Consider the following 21926-nt stretch of genomic DNA (forward strand, 5'->3'; position numbering starts at 1 on the left):
ATTTTAATTTGACAATTTTTTACTTAGGAAAAAGAATGACTGAAAATAATCAATGGTCTTGCTTAATTAATAAGCAAGGCGAGGTTTTAGAATGGGAAAATAAAGCTGGAGTAGAGTATTTAACGCAGCTAGAACAACTCTGCCTCTATGCTCAAGCGTTTCTCTATTCAGATCAGACTTCATTATCTTTTTTCTATTGTTTGCCTCATCAGCATTGGCTCAAGGTTCTGCTAAAACGCCATCAAGAGTTTACGTTAATACACGCAGAGCAGAGCAAATTACCATTTGAACTGAGTAAGCGAGAAATTGAGCTATTAACGTTAGTCAGCAGTGGATTGAGTAATGAAGAAATTGCAAATGAATTAAATATCAGCAAGCGTACCGTTGGTAAACATATTGAAAATATTTTCTCTAAAACGAAAACAGAAAGTCGAACTTTGCTGGCTGTTTTTGCCATTACAGAGCATTTAATCTGCTTACCAACACCGGGTAAGCTAGAACAATCTATTCTTGCTACCTTTAAAATTGAACAACTCGCGTTGCAAATTGCAAATAAAAAACGACCGCTTGTAATGGATGAACCTGCAACTTTTTCAATTAACAGTTATAGCCATCGCCCTATTATTCTTGGTGTACCCTATGTGGAACAGGGGATTGGACAAATTGATACCAAAGAATTACTTAATGGTACGCAACTTGCGGTAGAAAATATAAATCGGCAAGGCGGTATTAATGGGCGAGAAGTACAAATTGCCACTGCCGGTTTTTGTGTAGAGGATAAATCCAGCATATTAAATGCTTATAATGCGTTGTTGGATCAAGAAGTTGATGCGATTTCTACCGCCTATGCTTGTTATTTGCCCGAAGTTCACGAACTCATTGCAACCGAAGGCATTCCTTATTTACATATTGCTACTCATAGCGGTTCAAATAAACTTGCACAGAATTTGCCAAATAAGCGAATTGAGAATATGTTCCAAGTATGTGCGAGCGATGTTACTTATAGCTTGGGTATTTTAAATTTTCTGCAATATTACCGTTATTATTATGCCGATTTTATGCAAAATAAAACGGTAATGATCGTAAGTGTGAAATGGCAAAAAGTGGATATTGGTATCGATAATTTATCGCACAATTTGCATAAACAAGGCTGGAATGTTGAATATGTAGAGCTAGAACAAGAGCCGACGGCTTATCAACATTTGATGCAGCAAATTCATAATATTTCACCCTCTATGATCGTACTTGCTTCTTATTTTGCGGAAGATATTGTCCATTTTCATCAAGCCTTTATTGAAAATCCGACTAATGCAATTATTTACAGTATTTATGCACCTTCTGCATTTTTACCACACGAACAACCTTGCGAAGGAGTATTGTGGAGTACCAATAGTGGCTTAAGCGATAACTATTTAGGGCGGCAATTTTGCCGATGTTATGAACAGTTATTCGAGCGAAAACCAACCTATTCACAAGCCAGTATTGCTTATGATCAAGCTAATATTTTAGCAAACGCTTGGAAGCAAAGTGTATCGCCTCGCCATTTTAAAGCAGTTTCAAATATTATTCGTCAGCAACCGCATTATGGCGTAAACGGCACTTATTATTTTAATACCGATAGCCAAATCGGTTTAACTTACCCGGAAACAAAAGACTTATCAATTAGCTTGCCACAGCTTATCTATCAAATTCAGCAAGGCAGAAGTGCGGTAATTGCACCTGAACTATTTGCTGATTCACAATTTGTGCTACCTGCTTGGTTTTCTTATAAATGATATTGAGGGAGAGTTTTCTCCCTTTTTTATTTGTTATTTTTGCCTTAGATCAAACTTCATTAACTCTTTTGAGTTAATACGTATTTTTACTTATTGTTTATAACTCTAATGAGTTAATAAAATGCCTTCGTCTTTAATTTTTAGCGTTTTTTAGTGGGGGTAGTTATATGTCTAAGATGAAAAAAATAGCCGCTTTTATTGGCATTATGGGGCTTGGGGCTGCCGTTTTAGGTGGTTCTCAATATGCGATGAAAAACACGAATTCGACTGAATTTTGTGTCAGCTGTCATTCAATGACTCACCCGCAAGCAGAATGGGAAGGAAGTGTGCATTTCTCCAACCGAAAAGGGATTCGAGCGGAGTGTTCAGATTGCCACGTACCGCAAGATGGCTTGCACTATTTCAAAGCAAAAATGGTTGCTTTAAAAGATGTTTGGCATACCTTTGTTACCAACAAATTGCCTGACCAAGAAGCCTATGAGGCTCACCGTTTAGAGATGGCTCAACGTGTGTGGGAGGATATGAAAGAAACAGATTCCGCGACTTGCCGTTCTTGCCATAGTTTTGATGCAATGGTGCTTTCAGAGCAAAAAGAAGCCGCACAGAAAATGCATAAACTTGCTCAAGAAACAAATCAAACTTGTATTGATTGCCATAAAGGTATTGCTCATTTTATGCCTGATATTCAAGTGGACAATGCAGCCGCTGCAGGTGAATTAGCAAAACACGGTGCAGAGTTTACCGAAAATGATAAAACGCTTTATGCTCTTGCAATGACACCCGTTCAGCTAACACAAGGTGGCGAGATTCGCTTATTGCCTTATGCTGAATTGCATCAATGGAAAGAAGATGGCGAACAGCTAAAAGCAACTATTAATGGTTGGCAACAAGAAGGGGCAGAGTCTGTTGTGTATATGGATTTAGGCAAACGCATTATGGTTGCGTTATTACCTGATGAAGCACAAAGTAAAGTTAATATCGTAAAAACGGTTTTCGATAATGTAACTAACTCTAATTGGAAAGAAGTGAATTTTGAAGTTACCGTTCCAAAAACCGCAGTAACTGCAAATATTGCTGCCTTAAATCAATTTGGCAATAACTTAAACCAAACGCATTGTAGTGGTTGCCACGCAGCAATAGGAGCTGATCACTATACCGCTAACCAATGGATCGGCGTAGTGAATTCAATGAAAGATCGTACTTCAATGTCTGCAGATGATGTACGTGCAGTAACCATTTATTTACAACGTAACGCTAAAGATATTGTAGGCAGTTCACATTAATTTTTAACTTAGAGGATACCGAGCTTGTGAACCTAAGTCTCTATTTGGGATATGGTAGCAAGCCGTAAAGAAGCTGAACAAGCGGTCGTTTTTTGCGAAAATTTTGCAAAAATACCAAGCAACTTTACCAATGGATAAGCGAGAAATGGTTTATCCACTCGACTTCAGAAAGGTGTCTATTTTTAACTTAACTTCAAATGAGGTTTATTATGAAAAAGCAAGACAATATTGACGTAAGTCGTCGTGGTTTTCTAAAAAAATCATCACTTAGCTTAGCTGCCGGTGCAGGTTTTTCAACTGGTACCACAGGGGTAGTGGGTGCATTAGCATCAACCAGTGCAAAAGCAGCTGAAATGAATGCGGTTCTAACTGCCGCTCACTGGGGACCATTAGCCGTTGTGGTTGAGAACGGAAAAGTGGTGAAATCTGATTCGGCTATTGATATTTCTGTACCAAATGAATTACAGCACGTTGTGGCTGATCAAGTTCACGGCGAAGCTCGTGTGAAATATCCGATGGTGCGTAAAGGCTACTTAGAAGGTAACAAAGATACAACCTTACGTGGACGTGATGAATGGGTACGCGTTTCTTGGGAGAAAGCCTTTGAATTAGTTCACGGAGGAATAAAATCAGCCCGTGATACACACGGTGCAACCAGTATTTTTGCAGGTTCTTATGGTTGGTATAGCTCAGGCTCATTACACGCAGCACGTACATTATTACATCGCTATATGAACTTAACCGGCGGTTTTGTTGGGGTAAAAGGCGATTATTCGACCGGTGCAGCTCAAGTTATTATGCCACACGTACTTGGTACTATTGAGGTATATGAGCAACAAACCAGCTGGGAAGTTTTACTTGAAAGTAGCGATATTATCGTGCTTTGGTCAGCAAACCCATTAACAACGCTACGTAATGCGTGGACATCAACCGATCAACAAGGTATTGAATATTTCAAAAAATTCAAAGAAACAGGTAAACGAATTATCTGTATTACCCCTGAACGTAATGAATCGGCTCAATATCTAAATGCAGAATGGATCCCGGTGAATACAGGTACTGACGTTGCATTAATGTTAGGTATTGCACATACCTTAGTAAGTGAAGATAAACACGATAAAGCATTTTTGAAAAAATACACTGCCGGCTATGATAAATTCGAAGAGTATTTACTAGGTAAAAGCGATAACCAACCGAAAGATGCCGAATGGGCAGCCAAAATTTGTGGTGTATCTGCAGAGAAAATTAAACAATTAGCCGCTGATTTCTCATCAAAACGCACGATGTTAATGGGTGGTTGGGGTATGCAACGTCAAAGACACGGTGAACAAACTCACTGGATGTTAGTTACTCTTGCTTCAATGTTAGGGCAAATCGGATTACCGGGAGGCGGTTTCGGTTTAAGTTACCACTATGCAAATGGCGGTGTGCCAACAGCAACCGGCGGTATTGTTGGGGCAATTTCAGCCAATGCAGGCGGTGATGTGGGCGAAAAAACGTGGTTAGATGATACTTCAAAAGCCTCTTTCCCATTAGCCCGTATTTCCGATGCGTTACTGAATCCGGGTAAAACCATTCAATATAACGGAACAGAAATTACTTATCCGGATATCAAAGTCATTTACTGGGCAGGTGGTAATCCATTAGTTCATCATCAAGATACGAATACGATGGTAAAAGCGTGGCAAAAACCGGATTTGATTGTCGTAAACGAATGTTATTGGACACCAACCGCTCGTATGGCAGATATTTTATTACCGGCAACAACAAGTTACGAACGTAATGACTTAACAATGTCGGGCGACTATTCAATGATGAATATTTTCCCAATGAAACAGGTGGTTGAACCACAATTTGAAGCGAAAAGTGATTACGATATTTTTGCAGAGCTTTCTAAACGTGCCGGTGTAGAAGATAAATTTACCGAAGGTAAATCGGAAATGGATTGGCTCAAAGGTTTCTATCAATCTGCCTTTGATGCAGCCCGCAAAAACAGAGTTATTATGCCGAATTTCGATAAATTCTGGACAGAAAATAAACCTGTTACCTTTAAAGTAAGTGATAAAGCGAAAAAATGGGTACGTTATGAAGAGTTCCGCAACGATCCATTACTTAATCCACTCGGTACACCGTCAGGTAAAATTGAGATCTTCTCTGATGTTGTTGCAAAAATGAACTATGATGACTGTAAAGGACACCCAACTTGGATGGAACCGGAAGAGTATGCAGGTAATGTAACCGCTGAAGCACCACTGGCTTTAGTTACACCGCACCCATACTACCGTTTACACAGTCAGCTGGCTCATACCTCTCTGCGTAGTAAATATACGGTAAAAGATCGTGAGCCTGTTTTAATTCACAAAGATGATGCAGCAGCTCGAGGCATTGCTGATGGCGATATTGTGCGTGTATTTAATGCTCGTGGTCAGGTTCTTGCCGGGGCAGTCGTAACCGACGGTATTATCAAAGGAACAGTTGCTATTCACGAAGGGGCTTGGTATGACCCGGCAGATGCAGGTCAAAGCGAAAAACCATTATGTAAGTTTGGTTGCCCTAACGTGCTAACTCGTGATGAAGGCACATCAAAACTGGCACAGGGTAACTCTCCAAATACTGCAATAGTGCAAGTTGAGAAATTCACCGGCGAAGCACCGGAAGTAACAGTCTTTAAAGAGCCTAAATACACAGAGGCTTAATAGCGAAAAAAGCACAGAGTTTGAACTCTGTGCTTTTTTGCTTACAAGCGGTTATAATTATTCAATTTTTTGCAAAATTTTCTATTTTTTTAACCGCTTGTTACAGTTACAATAATGCATTTTTATCTTTCAGGTGCATTTTATGACAACCCTTACTTGGTACGGCAAAGAAGAAGCCGTAAAAAAAGCCAAACAAACCCCATATTGTCTATTGCGTGAGTTGCCGGATTTTTCGCATAATATTGCCCGACAGCCGACAGCCGACAGCTCAGCTTCTGCTGAAACCTTATCTAATGTCAAGCAAAATTTAATTATTCAAGGTGATAATTTATCAGCCTTAAAATCTCTTTTGCCCTTTTATTCGGGGCAAGTCAAATGTATTTTCATAGATCCTCCCTATAATACAAAATCTGCCTTTACCCACTACGATGATAATTTAGAGCATTCCGTTTGGCTTTCAATGATGTATCCGCGTCTTGAAATTTTACGGGAATTGCTTGATGAAGATGGCTCAATTTGGATCACGCTTGATGATAACGAAAGCCATTATTTGAAAATTATGCTCGATGAAATTTTCGGGCGGAAGAATTTTGTGGCGAATGTGGTGTGGAGAGCTAGTGATAATAGTAATAATGATGCGAAAACATTTTCTGCTGACCATAATCATTTGATTGTTTATTCAAAAAGTAGTGGTTGGATTTCTAATAAATTAAACGCAGAAGAAAAAAGAAGTCATTTTAAAAATCCAGATAATGATCCTAAAGGGGCTTGGTTTGATGGAAATCCATTAAACTCACCTAAGCCAAGAGAAAATCTAATGTACGACATCGTCGCACCTAATGGAAATATTATTAAGCATCCTAAAAATGGCTGGCGTTGGGAAAAAGAAACATTAGATGAAAAAATTAAATCAGGGGAAATTCGTTTTAATGAATATATGACTTCTATAAAAAGAAGAACTTATTTATCAGAAATGAAAGGGTTACCACCATCTTCTTTATGGATTGATTTATTCAAAACTGGGCATAACAGACAAGCTAAAAGCGAGCAAAAATCGTTAATGGGGGAAAATATTTTCGATACGCCGAAACCAGAACGCTTAATTCAGCAAGTTTTACAAATTGCCACATCAGAAAATGACCTTGTCCTCGATAGCTTTCTTGGCTCAGGTACAACCGCAGCGGTTGCTCATAAAATGAACCGTCGTTATATCGGCATTGAGATTGGTGAACACGCTAAAACCCACGTAGTACCTCGTTTGAAAAAAGTGATTGAGGGAGAACAAGGCGGTATTTCAAAAGCGGTAGGTTGGCAAGGTGGCGGATCGTTTCGCTTTTGTGAATTAGGCGAGGAAGTATTTGACGCATTCGGTTCACTTAATCCGAACATTCGTTTTGAAGATTTAGCTGCTCATATTTGGTACTTGGAAAATCATTTCCCTTTGCAAAAAAATACCGAAAAATCACCGCTTGTCGGTACTTTCAACGGTAAAGCCTACTATTTGTTATATAACGGAATTTTAGGCGATAAACGTCCGCAGGGCGGTAATGTGTTGACACGAAAATTAATGGCAGAGTTGCCATACTTTGCTGAATTTATGCAACAGGGAATGGACATTGTGGTATATGGTGAAGCGTGTCGTTTAGGAGAGGCACAGTTAGCTGAAAAGAAAATTACATTTAAACAAATTCCGTATGATGTAACGGCTCGTTAATAGTGGGAGAAAAAATGAAATTAAAAAATTACCAAAATGAGGCATTAAACCGTGTCAGCCACTATTTTTCGGCTTGCTTGCAATCTGATGCAAAAACTGCTTTTAGCCAAATCCAACCTGAATATAGTTACAAGATCCCAAGTGAACACAGTAATTTGCGTGATGTGCCTTATGTTTGTGTACGAATTCCAACGGGTGGCGGTAAAACATTGTTAGCCTCGCATAGCATTGCCCGTATTGCAAGGCAGTATTTAGATTGCGATTTCCCTGTTACTTTGTGGCTAGTGCCTTCTCGCACCATTAAAACCCAAACCGCAGAAGCGTTGAAAAATCCACAACACCCTTACCGTGCGGCACTTGATAAAACCTTTAATCGAGAAGTAATGGTTATTGAGTCTGAAGATTTTGATTTACTTCGCCCACAAGACTTTGGCAATAAGGCGATTGTAATCGTTTCTACTATTCAAAACTTTCGGGTAGAAAATCAAGATGGGCGAAAAATTTATGCCTTTAATGAAAAATTAACGGCTCATTTTGAGCGTTTACCAATCCATATTCAGACAAATTTAGAAAAAATTTCAATAACAGATCTACAAGAAAACGGTTTAACTGCCAAACAAGCGGGCAAAATTAAGTGTTCTTTTGCAAATTTGTTGCGAGCTTATCAACCTTTGGTCATTGTTGATGAAGCTCATAACGCTCGGACTTCACTCTCTTTTGATGTGTTATCTCAACTTTCCCCGGCGGCTATTTTAGAATTTACTGCTACACCAAACACGGATAGAAAAACAGGGAGTAATGTGTTGTATCACGTTTCGGCAAGTCATCTAAAATCAGAAGAGATGATCAAATTACCGATTGTGCTGACCGAACATCACAACTGGCAGCAAGCAATAGATGGAGCAGTAATTAACAGAGGGGCATTAGCACAAAAAGCACAGTATGAGAGCGATTATGTTCGTCCGCTTGTCTTATTTCAAGCTGAGCCGAAAAACGGCAAAGTAACAGTAGAAGTTTTAAAACAGTATTTAATTGATGAATTAAAAATTGATGAAGAAGAGATTGCTATTGTTACGGGTAATCAGCACGAATTAGATGATATCGATTTATTTAATCCACAATGTAAGATCAATTACATCATCACGGTTGAGGCATTGAAAGAAGGGTGGGATTGCCCGTTTGCCTATATTTTTTGCTCCGTGCAAAATGTTTCCTCAAGTAAGGAAGCGGAGCAGTTGTTAGGGCGAGTATTGCGAATGCCTTATGCTAAACGCCGTCAAATTGAAGATTTAAACCGTGCTTATGCTCATCTTTCCTCTAAATCGTTCGGCGAAACGGCTCGTAATTTACAAGATAAATTGATTGGAATGGGGTTTGAAGCATTAGAAGTAGCTGAAATGCTCCGCATTCCACAACAAGAGAATTGGATTAGTGAGAATGAAGGGGATTTATTCTATACGCCGACAACGGTTTTAGCATTAACGCAATTCCCTGAAATGACGGATTTAAGCGAAGCAGAACGTTCTCAACTCAAAATTACCGAGCAAGAAGGTAGCATTTTAGTGCAAGTAAAAGGTAATTTAAGTGAAAAGTTAGAAAAAGCCTTGATCCAAACTGCAACCGGTAAGAAAAAAGAACAAATTGAGCAACAATTACAAATTCACCAAAATAGAGTTGAAATATTCGCTTCTCCTGCCGAAAAAGGTGAAATATTTAAAGTAATACCTCAACTTTGTATGAATATTCAAGGCGAGTTAGATTTAGCTGATTCACAAGTTCTATTAGATTACCAAAGTTGGAATTTATTGGATTACCCAGCTAAACTTGATGGCTTTAGGTTGCAAGAAAATAGCCAAAGTTTTGAAATTGATGTGGAAGATAAACGGGTTTCTTACCATTTTAATCAACAACAACTTAGCTTTTCTGATGATTGGCTGGAACTAACCGAGCAAGATTTTATCCGTTGGTTGGATAAACAAGTGCGTTTAACTGATATTCCTCAACCTATAATGTTAAGATTTTTGCAATTATTGATTTCAGATTTACTGAAAAATGTAGAAATCACTTTAACTCAATTAGTTCAACATAAATTTGCATTGGCTCGGGCTATTTCAGATTTGATTAATCGTTATCGGGCATTAGCTCAAAAAAATTGCTATCAACAAACACTATTTGGTGATAATGAAGAAGTAGAAATCTGCCTAAATGAGCAGTATCAATTTAGTTTTACACCAGAAAAACTAGCACCACAACCGCCTTTTTATGTAGGACGTTACAAATTCAACAAACACTATTTTGCTCAAATTGAAGAGTTGAAAGCAAGTGGGGAAGAATTTGATTGTGCCGTTGCGATTGATTCATTGCCTCAAGTGAAATATTGGGTAAGAAATCCTGTAAAAAGAGGGTTTTCTTTACCGCTAGCTCATCAGAATTTTTATCCTGATTTTATTGTAGAGCTTATTGATGGTCGGATTTTAATTGTGGAATATAAAGGGGAACAATTAAAAAGTAATGAAGATTCTAAAGAAAAAGCCTTAATTGGCAATCTTTGGGAGAAATTAAGTCAAGGAAAAGGCTTATTTATTATGGCTGTAAAAAGCGATGAAAATGGTCAAGATGTTAGAACACAGCTGCTAAATAAATTAGCCTGATTTGCAAATTTTATGCAAAATATAACCGCTTGTAGAAACAAGCGGTTTAATTTTTTCGATTTTTTGCAAGTTATGCTTTATCCATTGGCTCAAAATCACGTTTAGTTTCGCCAGTGTAGATTTGGCGAGGGCGGACAATCTTGATATTGCCTTGTAGATACATCTCTTTCCAGTGAGCAATCCAACCAACGGTTCTTGCCAAAGCAAACATTACGGTAAACATTGAGGTTGGAATACCGATTGCTTTGAGTACAATACCGGAGTAGAAGTCCACATTCGGATAAAGTTTATGTTCGATAAAGTACGGATCACTTAACGCAATACGCTCTAATTCCAACGCAACTTCAAACAATGGATTATCAATATTGAGTTCTTTCAATACTTCGTGGCAGGTCTCACGCATTACCTTCGCTCGAGGATCGTAGTTTTTATATACACGATGCCCGAAGCCCATTAAACGGAATGGATCGTTTTTATCTTTCGCACGGGCAATAAATTCAGGAATGCGATCAACTGTACCAATTTCTTCTAACATATTGATACAGGCTTCATTCGCCCCACCGTGTGCAGGTCCCCAAAGTGAAGCGATACCGGCTGCAATACAAGCAAACGGGTTTGCACCGGAAGATGCAGCGGTACGCACTGTGGAGGTGGACGCATTTTGTTCGTGGTCAGCGTGTAAAATGAAGATTCGGTCTAATGCACGTTCTAATACAGGGTTTACTTCATACGGTTCACAAGGGGTTGCAAACATCATATATAAGAAGTTGCCTGCATAAGATAAGTGGTTTTGTGGGAACATAAACGGCTGACCGATGGAATATTTATAACACATCGCAGCAAGGGTTGGGATTTTAGCTAACAAACGAATTGCGGTAAGTTCACGGTGGGCTTGATTATTAACATCGATAGAGTCGTGGTAGAAGGCTGCTAATGCACCACTTACCCCACACATTACCGCCATTGGGTGAGAATCTCGACGGAAACCGGAGAAGAATTTAGTGAGTTGCTCGTGTACCAACGTGTGTTTTTTGATAAGTTGAACAAAGTCTTTATATTCTTCTTTAGTTGGACGCTCGCCAAATAAGAGCATATAGCCTACTTCTAAATAGTCAGAATGTTTTGCCAGTTGGTTAATCGGGTAGCCTCGATAAAGTAAAACACCTTCATCGCCATCTACATAGGTAATCTTTGATTCACAAACGGCAGTTGAAACCAAACCGGGATCGTAAGCGAACAATTTATGTTTTAAAAAAGGCTGAATATCTACGTTTTGATACCCTAGCGTACCTTTTTTCATAGTAAGTTCAATTTTTTCACCAGTCTCTAGTGTTAATGTTGCTGCTGACATATATGCTCCTTTTTTATTTTAGGTTTGCCAATAAACTAGATTATTTTTAACAGAATAACAATATTTTTTTATAATTCATTTACAAAATGTGCGTTGGATCACAAATCTTAATTTAGAGAAATTCTCTTTATTTACATTTATACATTTACTGTTTATAGTTGATTTGTTATTAAACTGTAAATTTCATTTTTCGTCATTCGAGGGGGAGAAAATGCCTACACAAGTCCAAATTCCACAAGGCGAAACCATTCAACTGAACCAAGACGGTTCTTTGCAAGTTCCTGATAATCCTATTATTCCTTTTATTGAAGGCGACGGCATCGGCGTGGATGTAACCCCTGCGATGAAAGCAGTGTTAGATGCTGCGGTTGAAAAAGCCTATCAAGGCAAGCGTAAAATTGCTTGGATGGAAATTTACGCAGGTGAAAAAGCAAACAACCTTTATGGTGAAAATACTTGGTTGCCGGATGAAACCTTAGAGCTTATCCGTAAATATCACGTTGCAATTAAAGGTCCGTTAATGACACCGGTGGGCGGTGGTATTCGTTCTTTAAACGTTGCAATGCGTCAAGGTTTAGATTTATACAACTGCCTACGCCCAATCCGCTATTACGATGGCACCCCAAGCCCGGTTAAACACCCTGAATTAATTGATATGGTGATTTTCCGTGAAAACTCAGAAGATATTTACGCTGGGGTTGAGTGGGTAGCCGGCTCGCCTGAAGCAAATAAAGTAATTGAGTTCTTACAAAAAGAAATGGGGGTAAAGAAAATCCGCTTTACGGAAGATTGCGGTATCGGCATTAAACCTGTTTCTAAGCAAGGTACGCAACGTTTGGTACGTGCAGCCTTACAATATGTAATTGATAATAACCGCAAATCACTTACCCTTGTGCATAAAGGCAACATTATGAAATTTACCGAAGGGGCATTTAAAGAGTGGGGCTACCAAGTTGCGGAAGAATTCGGGGCTAAATTAATAGATAAAGGTCCTTGGATGAGTTTAACCAATCCAAAAACAGGCGAAGAAATCATTATTAAAGACAGCATTGCCGATGCGTTCTTACAAGAAATCTTATTACACCCGGCAGAATATGATGTAATTGCAACCCTTAACTTAAACGGCGACTATATTTCGGATGCGTTAGCAGCTCAAGTAGGCGGAATCGGTATTTCTCCGGGGGCTAATATCGGTTATGAAGCGGCTATTTTTGAGGCAACTCACGGTACTGCACCGAAAATTGCAGGGCAAAATAAAGGCAATCCGGGCTCTTTAATCTTAAGTGGTGAGATGATGTTACGCCATTTAGGCTGGACAGAAGCAGCAGATTTGGTGGTGAAAGCGGTATCGAAAACCATTGCAGATAAAACAGTAACTTTTGATTTTGCTGAAATGTTAGAGGGTGCAACATTACGTTCAACATCAGAGTTTGCACAAGATATCATTGCAAATATGTAACTCAAGGATAAGGAGTAAGTTATGGCAAATTTTATAGAAAATTATCAACAACAAGTTGATGAACGTGCAAAATTAGGTGTTGTTCCACGGCCATTGAATGCCGAACAAACTGCACAGCTAGTTGAGTTACTGAAAAATCCACCTGCCGAACAAGCGGTCTTTTTATTAGATCTTTTTACAAATCGTATCCCGGCAGGCGTAGATGAAGCCGCTTACGTAAAAGCCGCCTTTCTAGCCGATATTGTAAAAGGGACAACTTCATCGCCGCTTATTTCACCCAATCACGCGGTGAAATTATTAGGCACAATGCAGGGTGGTTATAATATTGAAACCTTGCTACTGGCATTAGATAAACCGGAGCTTGCCCCTATTGCGGTAGAAGCCTTATCCAAAACATTATTGATGTTTGATAATTTCCACGATGTAAAAGAACGTGCAGAACAAGGCAATCAATTTGCAAAACAAGTGTTAGTGTCTTGGGCTAATGCCGATTGGTTCACTTCTCGTCCGAAACTCGCCGAAAAACTGACTGTTACCGTATTTAAAGTAACAGGTGAAACAAATACTGACGATCTTTCCCCAGCCCAAGATGCTTGGTCTCGCCCTGATATTCCACTTCACGCTCAAGCAATGCTTAAAAATGAACGTGATGGCATTTTCCCTGATGACAACGGACACGTTGGTCCAATTAAACAGTTAGAAGCGTTGAAGGAAAAAGGCTTTCCTTTAGCTTATGTAGGCGATGTAGTGGGAACCGGTTCTTCCCGTAAATCAGCAACCAACTCTGTGCTTTGGTTTATGGGGGAAGATATTCCTTATATCCCGAACAAGCGTGCTGGCGGTATTGTGTTAGGCGGTAAAATTGCTCCGATTTTCTTTAATACACTTGAAGATGCAGGTTCTTTACCGATTGAGGTGGACGTTACCCAACTCAATATGGGCGATGTAATCGACATTTATCCTTACGAAGGAAAAATCCGTAAGCATAATTCTGATGAAGTGTTAGCGGAATTTGAGCTAAAAACGGAGGTATTACTTGATGAAGTTCGAGCGGGTGGTCGCATTCCACTGATTATCGGACGTGGTTTAACGCATAAAGCGAGAGTTGCACTTGGTTTACCAGAAAGTGATGTATTCATCAAACCACAATCTGTTTCACAAAGTAACAAAGGCTACACCCTTGCTCAAAAAATGGTAGGGCGTGCGTGTGGGGTGGAAGGTGTTCGTCCGGGTCAATACTGTGAGCCAAGAATGACTTCTGTTGGTTCACAAGATACCACAGGTCCAATGACGAGAGATGAGCTAAAAGATTTAGCCTGTTTAGGTTTCTCCGCAGATTTAGTGATGCAGTCTTTCTGCCATACCGCAGCTTACCCAAAACCGGTTGATGTAGTAACCCATCACACCTTGCCTGATTTTATTATGAATCGTGGTGGTGTTTCACTTCGCCCGGGTGATGGGGTAATTCACTCTTGGTTAAACCGTATGTTATTGCCGGATACTGTTGGTACAGGTGGCGATTCGCACACTCGTTTCCCTATCGGTATTTCATTTCCTGCCGGTTCAGGCTTAGTGGCTTTTGCTGCAGCAACAGGCGTGATGCCGTTGGATATGCCGGAATCAGTATTGGTGCGTTTTTCTGGCACAATGCAACCGGGCATTACGTTGCGTGATTTAGTTCACGCCATTCCATATTATGCGATTCAGCAAGGCTTGCTAACCGTTGAGAAAAAGGGCAAGAAAAACATCTTCTCAGGGCGTATCCTTGAAATTGAAGGGTTAGAAGATCTGAAAATCGAGCAAGCCTTTGAGCTTTCAGATGCCTCTGCGGAACGTTCTGCGGCAGCTTGTACCATCAAACTCAACAAAGAGCCGATTATTGAGTATCTCAACTCAAATATCACGCTGTTAAAATGGATGATTGCCGAAGGTTATGACGATAAACGCACCCTTGAACGCCGTATCGCTAATATGCAAGCGTGGTTGGATAACCCTGAATTGTTAGAAGCAGATGAAAATGCGGAATATGCGGCAATTATTGAGATCAACTTAGATGAAATCAAAGAGCCGATTGTTTGTGTACCGAACGACCCTGACGATGCTCGCCTGCTTTCTCAAGTACAAGGCGATAAAATTGATGAAGTCTTTATCGGTTCTTGTATGACCAATATCGGACACTTCCGTGCAGCAGGTAAATTACTCAGCCAAGTAAAAGGGGAGTTACCAACCAAACTTTGGATTGCTCCACCGACTAAAATGGATGCAGCATTATTAACCGAAGAAGGCTATTACAGCATTTACGGTAAAAGTGGTGCAAGGGTTGAAATGCCGGGGTGCTCGCTCTGTATGGGTAACCAAGCACGTGTAGCGAATAATGCCAGCGTGGTTTCAACATCGACGAGAAACTTCCCGAACCGCTTAGGGCAAGGGGCGAATGTGTATTTAGCCTCAGCAGAATTAGCGGCAGTTTCAGCCTTGTTAGGTAAGTTACCAACACCGGAAGAATATCTCTCTTATGTAAACAGCTTACAAAATGAGAAAGAGGATATTTACCGCTATATGAACTTCGATCAAATTAACAGCTATGTGAAAAAAGCGGATAATGTGATTATTCAAACTGCGGTGTAATTCCCATCATTAAAGCAATAATCCGACCTTATGGTCGGATTATTTATTTTCCTATTCAAAAAACTATTGCTCTAGCATTCTCAAAAATTCTCTCAAACTTAAGCATTGTACACCGTCATAACTATTGCCATCAAATTCGTCCATTGTAACTACATACTTAGGGTAGTTATCTTGAATTTTGAGTAAATTGCCAAACTCTCGCTCGAGTGTTTTTTCTTCGTTAATCGTCAGAGTTGCTTGCACATAAATTCGCTCGCCTGCTTTTTCAGCTACAAAATCAATTTCTTGATTATTTAATCCACCAATTTTGACATTATAGCCTGCAATTTGCAGATGGTTGAAAATGGTATTTTCCAGCAACTTGCTTCTGTCTTGTACTCGATAACCGATAAGAGCATTTCTCAGTCCAATATCTTCAAAATAGTATTTCTCACCAATTTCAAAAATCCGTTTTCCCTCAATATCATAACGTGGCACTTTATGTATTAGGAACGCATTCGTGAGGTAATCCACATAGTTTTGGACTTGCGTGCTGCTTGTCGAAATCTTTTGTGATTTCAGAAAATCGCTAATTTTCTTAGCTGAAAACAAATTCCCGATATTATCTGCAAGAAATAGCGTTAATTGCTCCAAAAAAGGCACATTTCGCAGAGCATAACGATTGACAATATCTCGCACGGCAATAGTCGAATAAATATTCTTCAAATATTCAAATACAATATTGTCTTGCAAGGGCAAGTCTTTCAAATAAGGCAAACCACCATATTTAAGGAAGTGGGAAAGGGCTTTGTTGCTATCTTCCAATTTCATAAATTCCAAAAATTCAAAATAGGACAATGAGTGGACATTAATTTCAATCGAACGACCACTCAACGCTCCCGCAATATCTCGTGAAAGTAAATGAGCATTACTTCCCGTACAATATAAATCCAACTCATCGTCTAATAATAACGAACGTAGAGCAGCCTCGAAATCGCTGATTTCTTGGATTTCATCAATAAAAATGTAGTTTTTTTGCCCGTTCTTTTTTTGAGCTAATACAAACTCCTCAAGATCTTTTGCTGTCTTTAAGGTGCTAAATGCTAAATCCTCTTTATTGATATAAATGAGGTTTGCTTGTTCATCACTTGCCTGAATCTCTTGCATAATTTGAAATAGCAGGTAACTTTTTCCTACCCGCCGTTGTCCAGTAAAGACTTTAATTAGTGATTTACCGATAAAAGGACGAACTCGCTCTAAGTAGCGTTTGCGATAAATAAGATCTTTTTTCATTATACCCTCTCTATTTTATGATTGTAACTTTACGCTTAAATATAAAAAGTTTCAATCATAGTTGAAACTTTTGTATTTTTTACCAAAAGTTACATTCTTAAATTAAATTTTCCAAATGCCATTTTGCAAAATTTTCCAGAAATTTAACCGCTTTATACCGCTTGCAGTTGCAACTTACCAATTAATCCAGTAAATTCCATTCAATTTTATAAAATAAAGGCACGAATTAATGAACACAACATTAGAACAAGGCAAATTTGTTTTTCTCGACAAACCAGAAAACACAATCACGACCGCAGCTCACTGGGGGGCATTAAATGTAGCCCTTGAAAATGGCAGAGTAGTGAAATCGGAAGGTAGCTTAGCCAAAAATCATCAAAACGAATTACAAGATGTGGTTGCCGATCAGCTTTATAGCCCTGTGCGAGTTAAGTATCCGATGGTTAGAAAAGGCTACTTAGAAGGTAATAAAGACACTACCTTGCGTGGGCGAGATGAATGGGTTCGAGTCTCTTGGGATAAAGCCTTTGAGCTTGTTTCAAATGAAATTCAACGTGTTCGCCAACAATACGGTAGTGAATCGATTTTTGGTGGCTCTTACGGCTGGTATAGTTGTGGCTCATTACACGCTTCTCGCACATTGTTGCAACGTTACTTAAATGTAATGGGTGGTTTTATAAATAGCAAAGGCGATTATTCCACCGGTGCGGTACAAGTGATTATGCCTTATGTGCTAGGGAATATTGAAGTTTATGCTCAACAAACCAGTTGGCATACAATTGTAGAAAATACAGAATTATTGGTGATTTGGTCGTCTAACCCACTCAATACTTTACGCATTGCTTGGACATCTGCCGAACCGGAAGGCATTGATTATCTGGCTAAAATCAAAGCCAGCGGCAAACGTATTATTTGTATCGACCCTGTAAAAAGTGAAACCTGCCAATTTTTAGAGGCAGAGTGGTTGCCAATTAATACAGGTACTGATGTTGCATTGATACTGGGTATCGCTCATACTTTAATTAGTGAGAACAAGCACGATCACGACTTTTTAGCGAAATATACCGTCGGTTTTGAGCAATTTGCCGATTATGTGTTAGGAAAAACTGATAATCAACCGAAAACGGCTGAATGGGCGAGCAAAATTTGTGGCATTGATGCGGAAACAATTAAAGAATTGGCTCACTCCTTTATCGCCAATCGAACAATGCTGATGTCAGGCTGGGGCTTGCAACGTTTGCAACACGGCGAGCAGAGCCATTGGGCGTTAGTTACCCTTGCCGCAATGCTAGGGCAGATTGGCTTGCCGGGTGGTGGTTTTGGTTTAAATTATCGCTATTCCACTAACGGATTAAACGCTAATTCCGGTATTCGTTTAGGGGCAATAAATGCAGGTAAGCCAAATCTGAATATGCCGTTTTTCCCGGTTGCTCGTATTGCTGATGCGTTACTTAACCCAAATCAGACTTACGATTACAATGGGCAAACTTTAGTTTACCCTGATGTAAAATTAGTCTATTGGGCTGGAGGAAACCCATTTGCTCACCACCCTGATACCAACTATTTGGTAAAAGCGTGGCATCAGCCTGAAACCGTGATCGTTAATGAATGTTACTGGACGCCAACCGCCCGAATGGCAGATATTGTACTACCGGCAACCACAAGCTATGAACGCAACGATTTAACCGTAGCCGGGGATTATGTGGTGAAACATATTATCCCAATGAAACAAGTCGTTCCACCACAGTTCGAGGCAAAAAACGACTACGATATTTTTGCCGAGTTGGCGAAACGAGCAGGCAAAGAGCAAGAGTTCACCGAAGGTAAGAGCGAAATGGATTGGTTGAAAGAGTTCTACCAAATTGCTTATGATGCAGCAGAAAAAATCAATACGCCATTCCCAACCTTTGATGAATTTTGGACAGAAAACAAAGTGCTCAGTTTTGAAACAGAAAATCAAAATAACACTTTTGTTCGCTATCAAGATTATCGTAATGACCCGATTAAGCACAAACTGGCAACACCATCAGGCAAAATCGAGATTTTCTCTGAAACCGTAGCGAATATGAATTACGATGATTGCAAAGGGCATCCAACGTGGTTTGAGCATCAAGAATATTCAGGCAAAACAAACGAAATTGAACCTCTTGCGTTAGTAACACCACATATTAAATACCGATTACACAGCCAGTTAGCCTATTCTTCACTTCGTCAATATTACGAAGTAAACGGACGAGAGCCGGTGTTGATTCATACTCAAGATGCCGCTGAACGAGGCATTACAAGCGGTGATATTGTGCGAATTTTTAACAAACGCGGACAAGTATTGGCAGGTGCGGTGGTTACTGATGGCATTATCAAAGGCACAGTTGCTCTTTATGAAGGAGGTTGGTACGACCCACAAGATTTAAGCCAACCAAACACTTTATGCTTAAACGGTAATCCAAATGTGCTAACTAAAAATGATGGTTCATCAAAACTAGGGCAGGGCAATGCACCGAATACTACAACCGTTCAGGTAGAGAAATTTGAGATGGAAGCTCCCGAAGTAGCGGTGTTTAACTCACCTCAATTCAGCGAGTAATCAACCGGCAAGCGGTGCTTTTTTGTAAATTTTTTGCAAAATTTCACCGCTTGTTAGCCCACATAATATGGTATAGTAAGCTATTTTTAGTCATCTCCATAATTCTTATGAAAAACAAATTCCTTACCATCGCCGCCCTTAGCGGACTTTTCACCGTTGCCTTTGGGGCTTTTGCCAGCCACGGGTTATCACAACATTTAGAGCCGAAAGCTTTGGGTTGGATTGATACCGGCATTAAATATCAAATGTTACACACCATTGCTATTCTTGCACTTGGCTTATTCCAAATTGCAAATTTTTCGCAAAATCCACCCGCTTGTAGAGCCAAAGCCTTGAATATTATCGGCGGCAGCTGGGCGTTAGGGATTTTACTTTTTAGCGGTAATCTCTATCTACGAGCGTTAGATGTGCCAACGATTCATTGGCTGACACCGATTGGTGGGCTATGCTTTATGCTTGGCTGGGCTGCGTTAATTTATGTGAGTGTGAGAAGTAAAAATGTTTAATAAATTAGCCCTTTATTGCCGCGCCGGTTTTGAAAAAGAAGTAGCAGGGGAGATCAGCGCCAAAGCCGCCCAACTTGGCGTGTTTGGCTTTGCTAATCTTAAAGAAAACAGCGGTTATGTGATTTTTGAGTGTTATCAGAATGGCGATGCTGACCGCTTAGCTCGAGAGCTGAAATTTGAGCAACTCATTTTTATTCGCCAAATGGTTGTAGTTGGGGATTTGTTACAAAATTTACCTGAAAATGACCGAATTTCACCGATTTTAAGCCAATATGCAGAGTTAAATCCTCGAAACAGTTCTGAAATCTTTGTGGAAACGCCCGACACAAATGAGGCAAAAGAGTTATTAACCTTCTGCCGTAAATTTACTGTGCCGCTACGTTCTGCATTGAAAAAACAAGGTTGGCTAACCAAAACGGAAAATGCGAAGGGGAGTGTTAGCCTGCATATTTTATTTGTCCGTTCGGGTGCGTGCTATGTGGGCTACGCTTATAATCACAATAAATCGCCGTTTTTTATGGGAATTCCACGCTTAAAATTCCCGGCGGAAGCCCCAAGCCGTTCAACCTTAAAATTAGAAGAGGCGATTTTAACTTTTATTCCACAAGCGGAAGAGAAAAAACGATTTAACGATACGATGACAGGCGTGGATTTAGGGGCTTGCCCAGGCGGTTGGACTTATCAATTAGTCAAACGTGGGGTATTTGTGTATGCGGTCGATCACGGCAAAATGGCAGCAAGCCTACACGAAACAGGACGAATTGAACATTGCCCTGAAGATGGTTTTAAATTCCAACCACCAAAACGTAAACAAATTGATTGGCTTGTATGCGATATGGTGGAGCAACCAATGCGTATCGCCAAATTAATGGCAAAATGGTTAATTAACGGTTGGTGCCGAGAAACGATTTTCAACCTAAAATTGCCAATGAAAAAACGTTATCAAGAGGTGCAACTTTGCTTACAATTTTTGGAAGAAGAGTTGGAAAAACAAGGGTTTTGGTTCAAAATTCAAGCCAAACATCTTTATCACGATCGTGAAGAAATCACTGTGCATATTGCAGTGATGGGGAAATCGGAAAAATAAACTCACAAGCGGTAAAATTTTCACAAAATTTTGCAAAATTCTTGTAAAATCAGACCGCTTGTAACCAATAAACACAACAAAAAGGAAAGAATATGACATTAAGAATCGGAATTGTCGGTGCCGGCGGCAGAATGGGGCGTAATCTTATCACCGCAGTGCAAAATGCCGAAGGGGTAGAGCTAGGTGCAGCTTTTGAGCGTAAAGGTTCATCTTTAGTTGGAGTGGATGCCGGAGAATTAGTTGGCATTGGCAGCTTAGGCGTTGTTGTGTCAGATGATGTGGCAAAAAATGCTGATAAATTTGATTTATTAATTGATTTCACTCGCCCTGAAGGCACATTAGAGCATATCGCTATCTGTGTGGAAAATAATAAGAAAATGGTAATTGGCACAACAGGTTTTGATGATGCAGGCAAAGTAGCGATTCAAGCTGCTGCGAAAAAAATCGGCATTGTGTTTGCCTCAAACTACAGCGTAGGCGTGAATTTGGTATTCAAACTGTTAGAAAAAGCAGCAAAAGTGATGGGCGATTATTGCGATATCGAAGTCATTGAAGCTCACCATCGCCACAAAGTTGATGCACCATCAGGCACAGCGTTATCTATGGGCGAACATATCGCAAAAACGTTAAGTCGTGATTTAAAAACGCACGGCGTATTTGAGCGTAACGGTATTACAGGAGAGCGTAAGCGTGATGAAATCGGCTTTGCGACTATTCGTGCTGGTGATGTAATCGGTGAACACTCCGTATGGTTTGCCGATGAAGGCGAACGTGTGGAAATTGCCCACAAAGCCTCAAGCCGAATGACATTTGCTAACGGTGCGGTGCGTGCAGCGAAATGGTTAAACACCAAACAAAACGGTCTGTTTGATATGACAGACGTGTTAGATCTCAATAATCTATAAAATGTAAATGAAGGA

13 protein-coding genes and 1 riboswitch are annotated in these 21926 nt (G+C 39.8%); of the genes, 11 read left to right on the top strand and 2 right to left on the bottom strand.

Features of this window, described 5'->3' with window-relative positions; translation table 11 throughout:
• Positions 1-35: 35 nt before the first annotated feature.
• The 5 genes from X781_RS05945 to X781_RS12515 all read left to right on the top strand — a co-directional run bounded on the left by X781_RS05945 (position 36) and on the right by X781_RS12515 (position 10119).
• Positions 36-1775, top strand: coding sequence for a LuxR C-terminal-related transcriptional regulator (locus tag X781_RS05945; RefSeq protein WP_025235975.1), 1740 nt, complete (start codon positions 36-38; stop codon positions 1773-1775).
• A gap of 167 nt (positions 1776-1942) precedes the next feature.
• Entirely contained in the window at positions 1943-3058 is a 1116-nt protein-coding gene (locus X781_RS05950; protein WP_025235976.1) for a NapC/NirT family cytochrome c, read from the top strand.
• Positions 3059-3062: 4 nt separating this feature from the next.
• Positions 3063-3249: riboswitch (molybdenum cofactor riboswitch) on the top strand.
• An 18-nt stretch (positions 3250-3267) separates the two neighbouring features.
• Complete coding sequence (gene torA / locus X781_RS05955; RefSeq protein WP_025235977.1) at positions 3268-5754, top strand: trimethylamine-N-oxide reductase TorA; 2487 nt, start codon at positions 3268-3270, stop codon at positions 5752-5754.
• A 142-nt stretch (positions 5755-5896) separates the two neighbouring features.
• Positions 5897-7468, top strand: coding sequence for a site-specific DNA-methyltransferase (locus X781_RS05960; protein ID WP_025235978.1), 1572 nt, complete (start codon positions 5897-5899; stop codon positions 7466-7468).
• Positions 7469-7482: 14 nt separating this feature from the next.
• Positions 7483-10119, top strand: coding sequence for a DEAD/DEAH box helicase (locus tag X781_RS12515; RefSeq protein ID WP_025235979.1), 2637 nt, complete (start codon positions 7483-7485; stop codon positions 10117-10119).
• A gap of 70 nt (positions 10120-10189) precedes the next feature.
• Here X781_RS12515 and X781_RS05970 read toward each other — a convergent pair whose 3' ends face one another.
• Positions 10190-11470, bottom strand: a complete 1281-nt coding sequence (locus tag X781_RS05970) for a citrate synthase (protein WP_025235980.1) — start codon at positions 11468-11470, stop codon at positions 10190-10192.
• 211 nt (positions 11471-11681) lie between these two features.
• Between X781_RS05970 and icd the strand changes: the two genes are divergently transcribed.
• Complete coding sequence (gene icd, locus X781_RS05975) at positions 11682-12929, top strand: NADP-dependent isocitrate dehydrogenase (protein ID WP_025235981.1); 1248 nt, start codon at positions 11682-11684, stop codon at positions 12927-12929.
• Positions 12930-12950: 21 nt separating this feature from the next.
• The gene (gene acnB / locus X781_RS05980) at positions 12951-15557 is read left to right on the top strand and encodes a bifunctional aconitate hydratase 2/2-methylisocitrate dehydratase (protein ID WP_025235982.1); all 2607 of its coding nucleotides are present in this window, start codon (positions 12951-12953) and stop codon (positions 15555-15557) included.
• Positions 15558-15620: 63 nt separating this feature from the next.
• On the opposite strand, the gene X781_RS05985 is transcribed toward acnB, so the two are convergent.
• The gene (locus tag X781_RS05985; protein ID WP_025235983.1) at positions 15621-16829 is read right to left on the bottom strand and encodes an ATP-binding protein; all 1209 of its coding nucleotides are present in this window, start codon (positions 16827-16829) and stop codon (positions 15621-15623) included.
• 229 nt (positions 16830-17058) lie between these two features.
• Here X781_RS05985 and X781_RS05990 point away from each other — a divergent pair, with 229 nt between their 5' ends.
• The 4 genes from X781_RS05990 (at position 17059) to dapB (ending at position 21911) form a co-directional block, all read left to right on the top strand.
• Positions 17059-19413 (top strand): molybdopterin guanine dinucleotide-containing S/N-oxide reductase, encoded by a 2355-nt coding sequence (locus X781_RS05990; protein ID WP_025235984.1) that lies wholly within the window; start codon positions 17059-17061, stop codon positions 19411-19413.
• A 107-nt stretch (positions 19414-19520) separates the two neighbouring features.
• Positions 19521-19919 carry a DUF423 domain-containing protein gene (locus X781_RS05995; protein WP_025235985.1) on the top strand — a complete coding sequence of 133 codons (399 nt, stop codon included), beginning with the start codon at positions 19521-19523 and terminating at the stop codon, positions 19917-19919.
• Positions 19912-21006, top strand: coding sequence for a 23S rRNA (cytidine(2498)-2'-O)-methyltransferase RlmM (gene rlmM / locus X781_RS06000; RefSeq protein WP_025235986.1), 1095 nt, complete (start codon positions 19912-19914; stop codon positions 21004-21006). Before X781_RS05995 ends, rlmM begins: the two co-directional genes overlap by 8 nt.
• 92 nt (positions 21007-21098) lie before the next feature.
• Positions 21099-21911 (top strand): 4-hydroxy-tetrahydrodipicolinate reductase, encoded by an 813-nt coding sequence (gene dapB / locus X781_RS06005; RefSeq protein ID WP_025235987.1) that lies wholly within the window; start codon positions 21099-21101, stop codon positions 21909-21911.
• Positions 21912-21926: the final 15 nt, after the last annotated feature.

The sequence above is a fragment of the Mannheimia sp. USDA-ARS-USMARC-1261 genome, assembly GCF_000521605.1.
GTDB lineage: Bacteria > Pseudomonadota > Gammaproteobacteria > Enterobacterales > Pasteurellaceae > Mannheimia > Mannheimia indoligenes.

What these genes read in the sequence shown, in the direction of transcription:
- X781_RS05945 (WP_025235975.1), top strand. Translation starts at nt 36, where the DNA reads ATGACTGAAAATAATCAATGGTCTTGCTTAATTAATAAGCAAGGCGAG.
- X781_RS05950 (WP_025235976.1), top strand. Translation starts at nt 1,943, where the DNA reads ATGTCTAAGATGAAAAAAATAGCCGCTTTTATTGGCATTATGGGGCTT.
- torA (WP_025235977.1), top strand. Translation starts at nt 3,268, where the DNA reads ATGAAAAAGCAAGACAATATTGACGTAAGTCGTCGTGGTTTTCTAAAA.
- X781_RS05960 (WP_025235978.1), top strand. Translation starts at nt 5,897, where the DNA reads ATGACAACCCTTACTTGGTACGGCAAAGAAGAAGCCGTAAAAAAAGCC.
- X781_RS12515 (WP_025235979.1), top strand. Translation starts at nt 7,483, where the DNA reads ATGAAATTAAAAAATTACCAAAATGAGGCATTAAACCGTGTCAGCCAC.
- X781_RS05970 (WP_025235980.1), bottom strand. Translation starts at nt 11,470, where the DNA reads ATGTCAGCAGCAACATTAACACTAGAGACTGGTGAAAAAATTGAACTT.
- icd (WP_025235981.1), top strand. Translation starts at nt 11,682, where the DNA reads ATGCCTACACAAGTCCAAATTCCACAAGGCGAAACCATTCAACTGAAC.
- acnB (WP_025235982.1), top strand. Translation starts at nt 12,951, where the DNA reads ATGGCAAATTTTATAGAAAATTATCAACAACAAGTTGATGAACGTGCA.
- X781_RS05985 (WP_025235983.1), bottom strand. Translation starts at nt 16,829, where the DNA reads ATGAAAAAAGATCTTATTTATCGCAAACGCTACTTAGAGCGAGTTCGT.
- X781_RS05990 (WP_025235984.1), top strand. Translation starts at nt 17,059, where the DNA reads ATGAACACAACATTAGAACAAGGCAAATTTGTTTTTCTCGACAAACCA.
- X781_RS05995 (WP_025235985.1), top strand. Translation starts at nt 19,521, where the DNA reads ATGAAAAACAAATTCCTTACCATCGCCGCCCTTAGCGGACTTTTCACC.
- rlmM (WP_025235986.1), top strand. Translation starts at nt 19,912, where the DNA reads ATGTTTAATAAATTAGCCCTTTATTGCCGCGCCGGTTTTGAAAAAGAA.
- dapB (WP_025235987.1), top strand. Translation starts at nt 21,099, where the DNA reads ATGACATTAAGAATCGGAATTGTCGGTGCCGGCGGCAGAATGGGGCGT.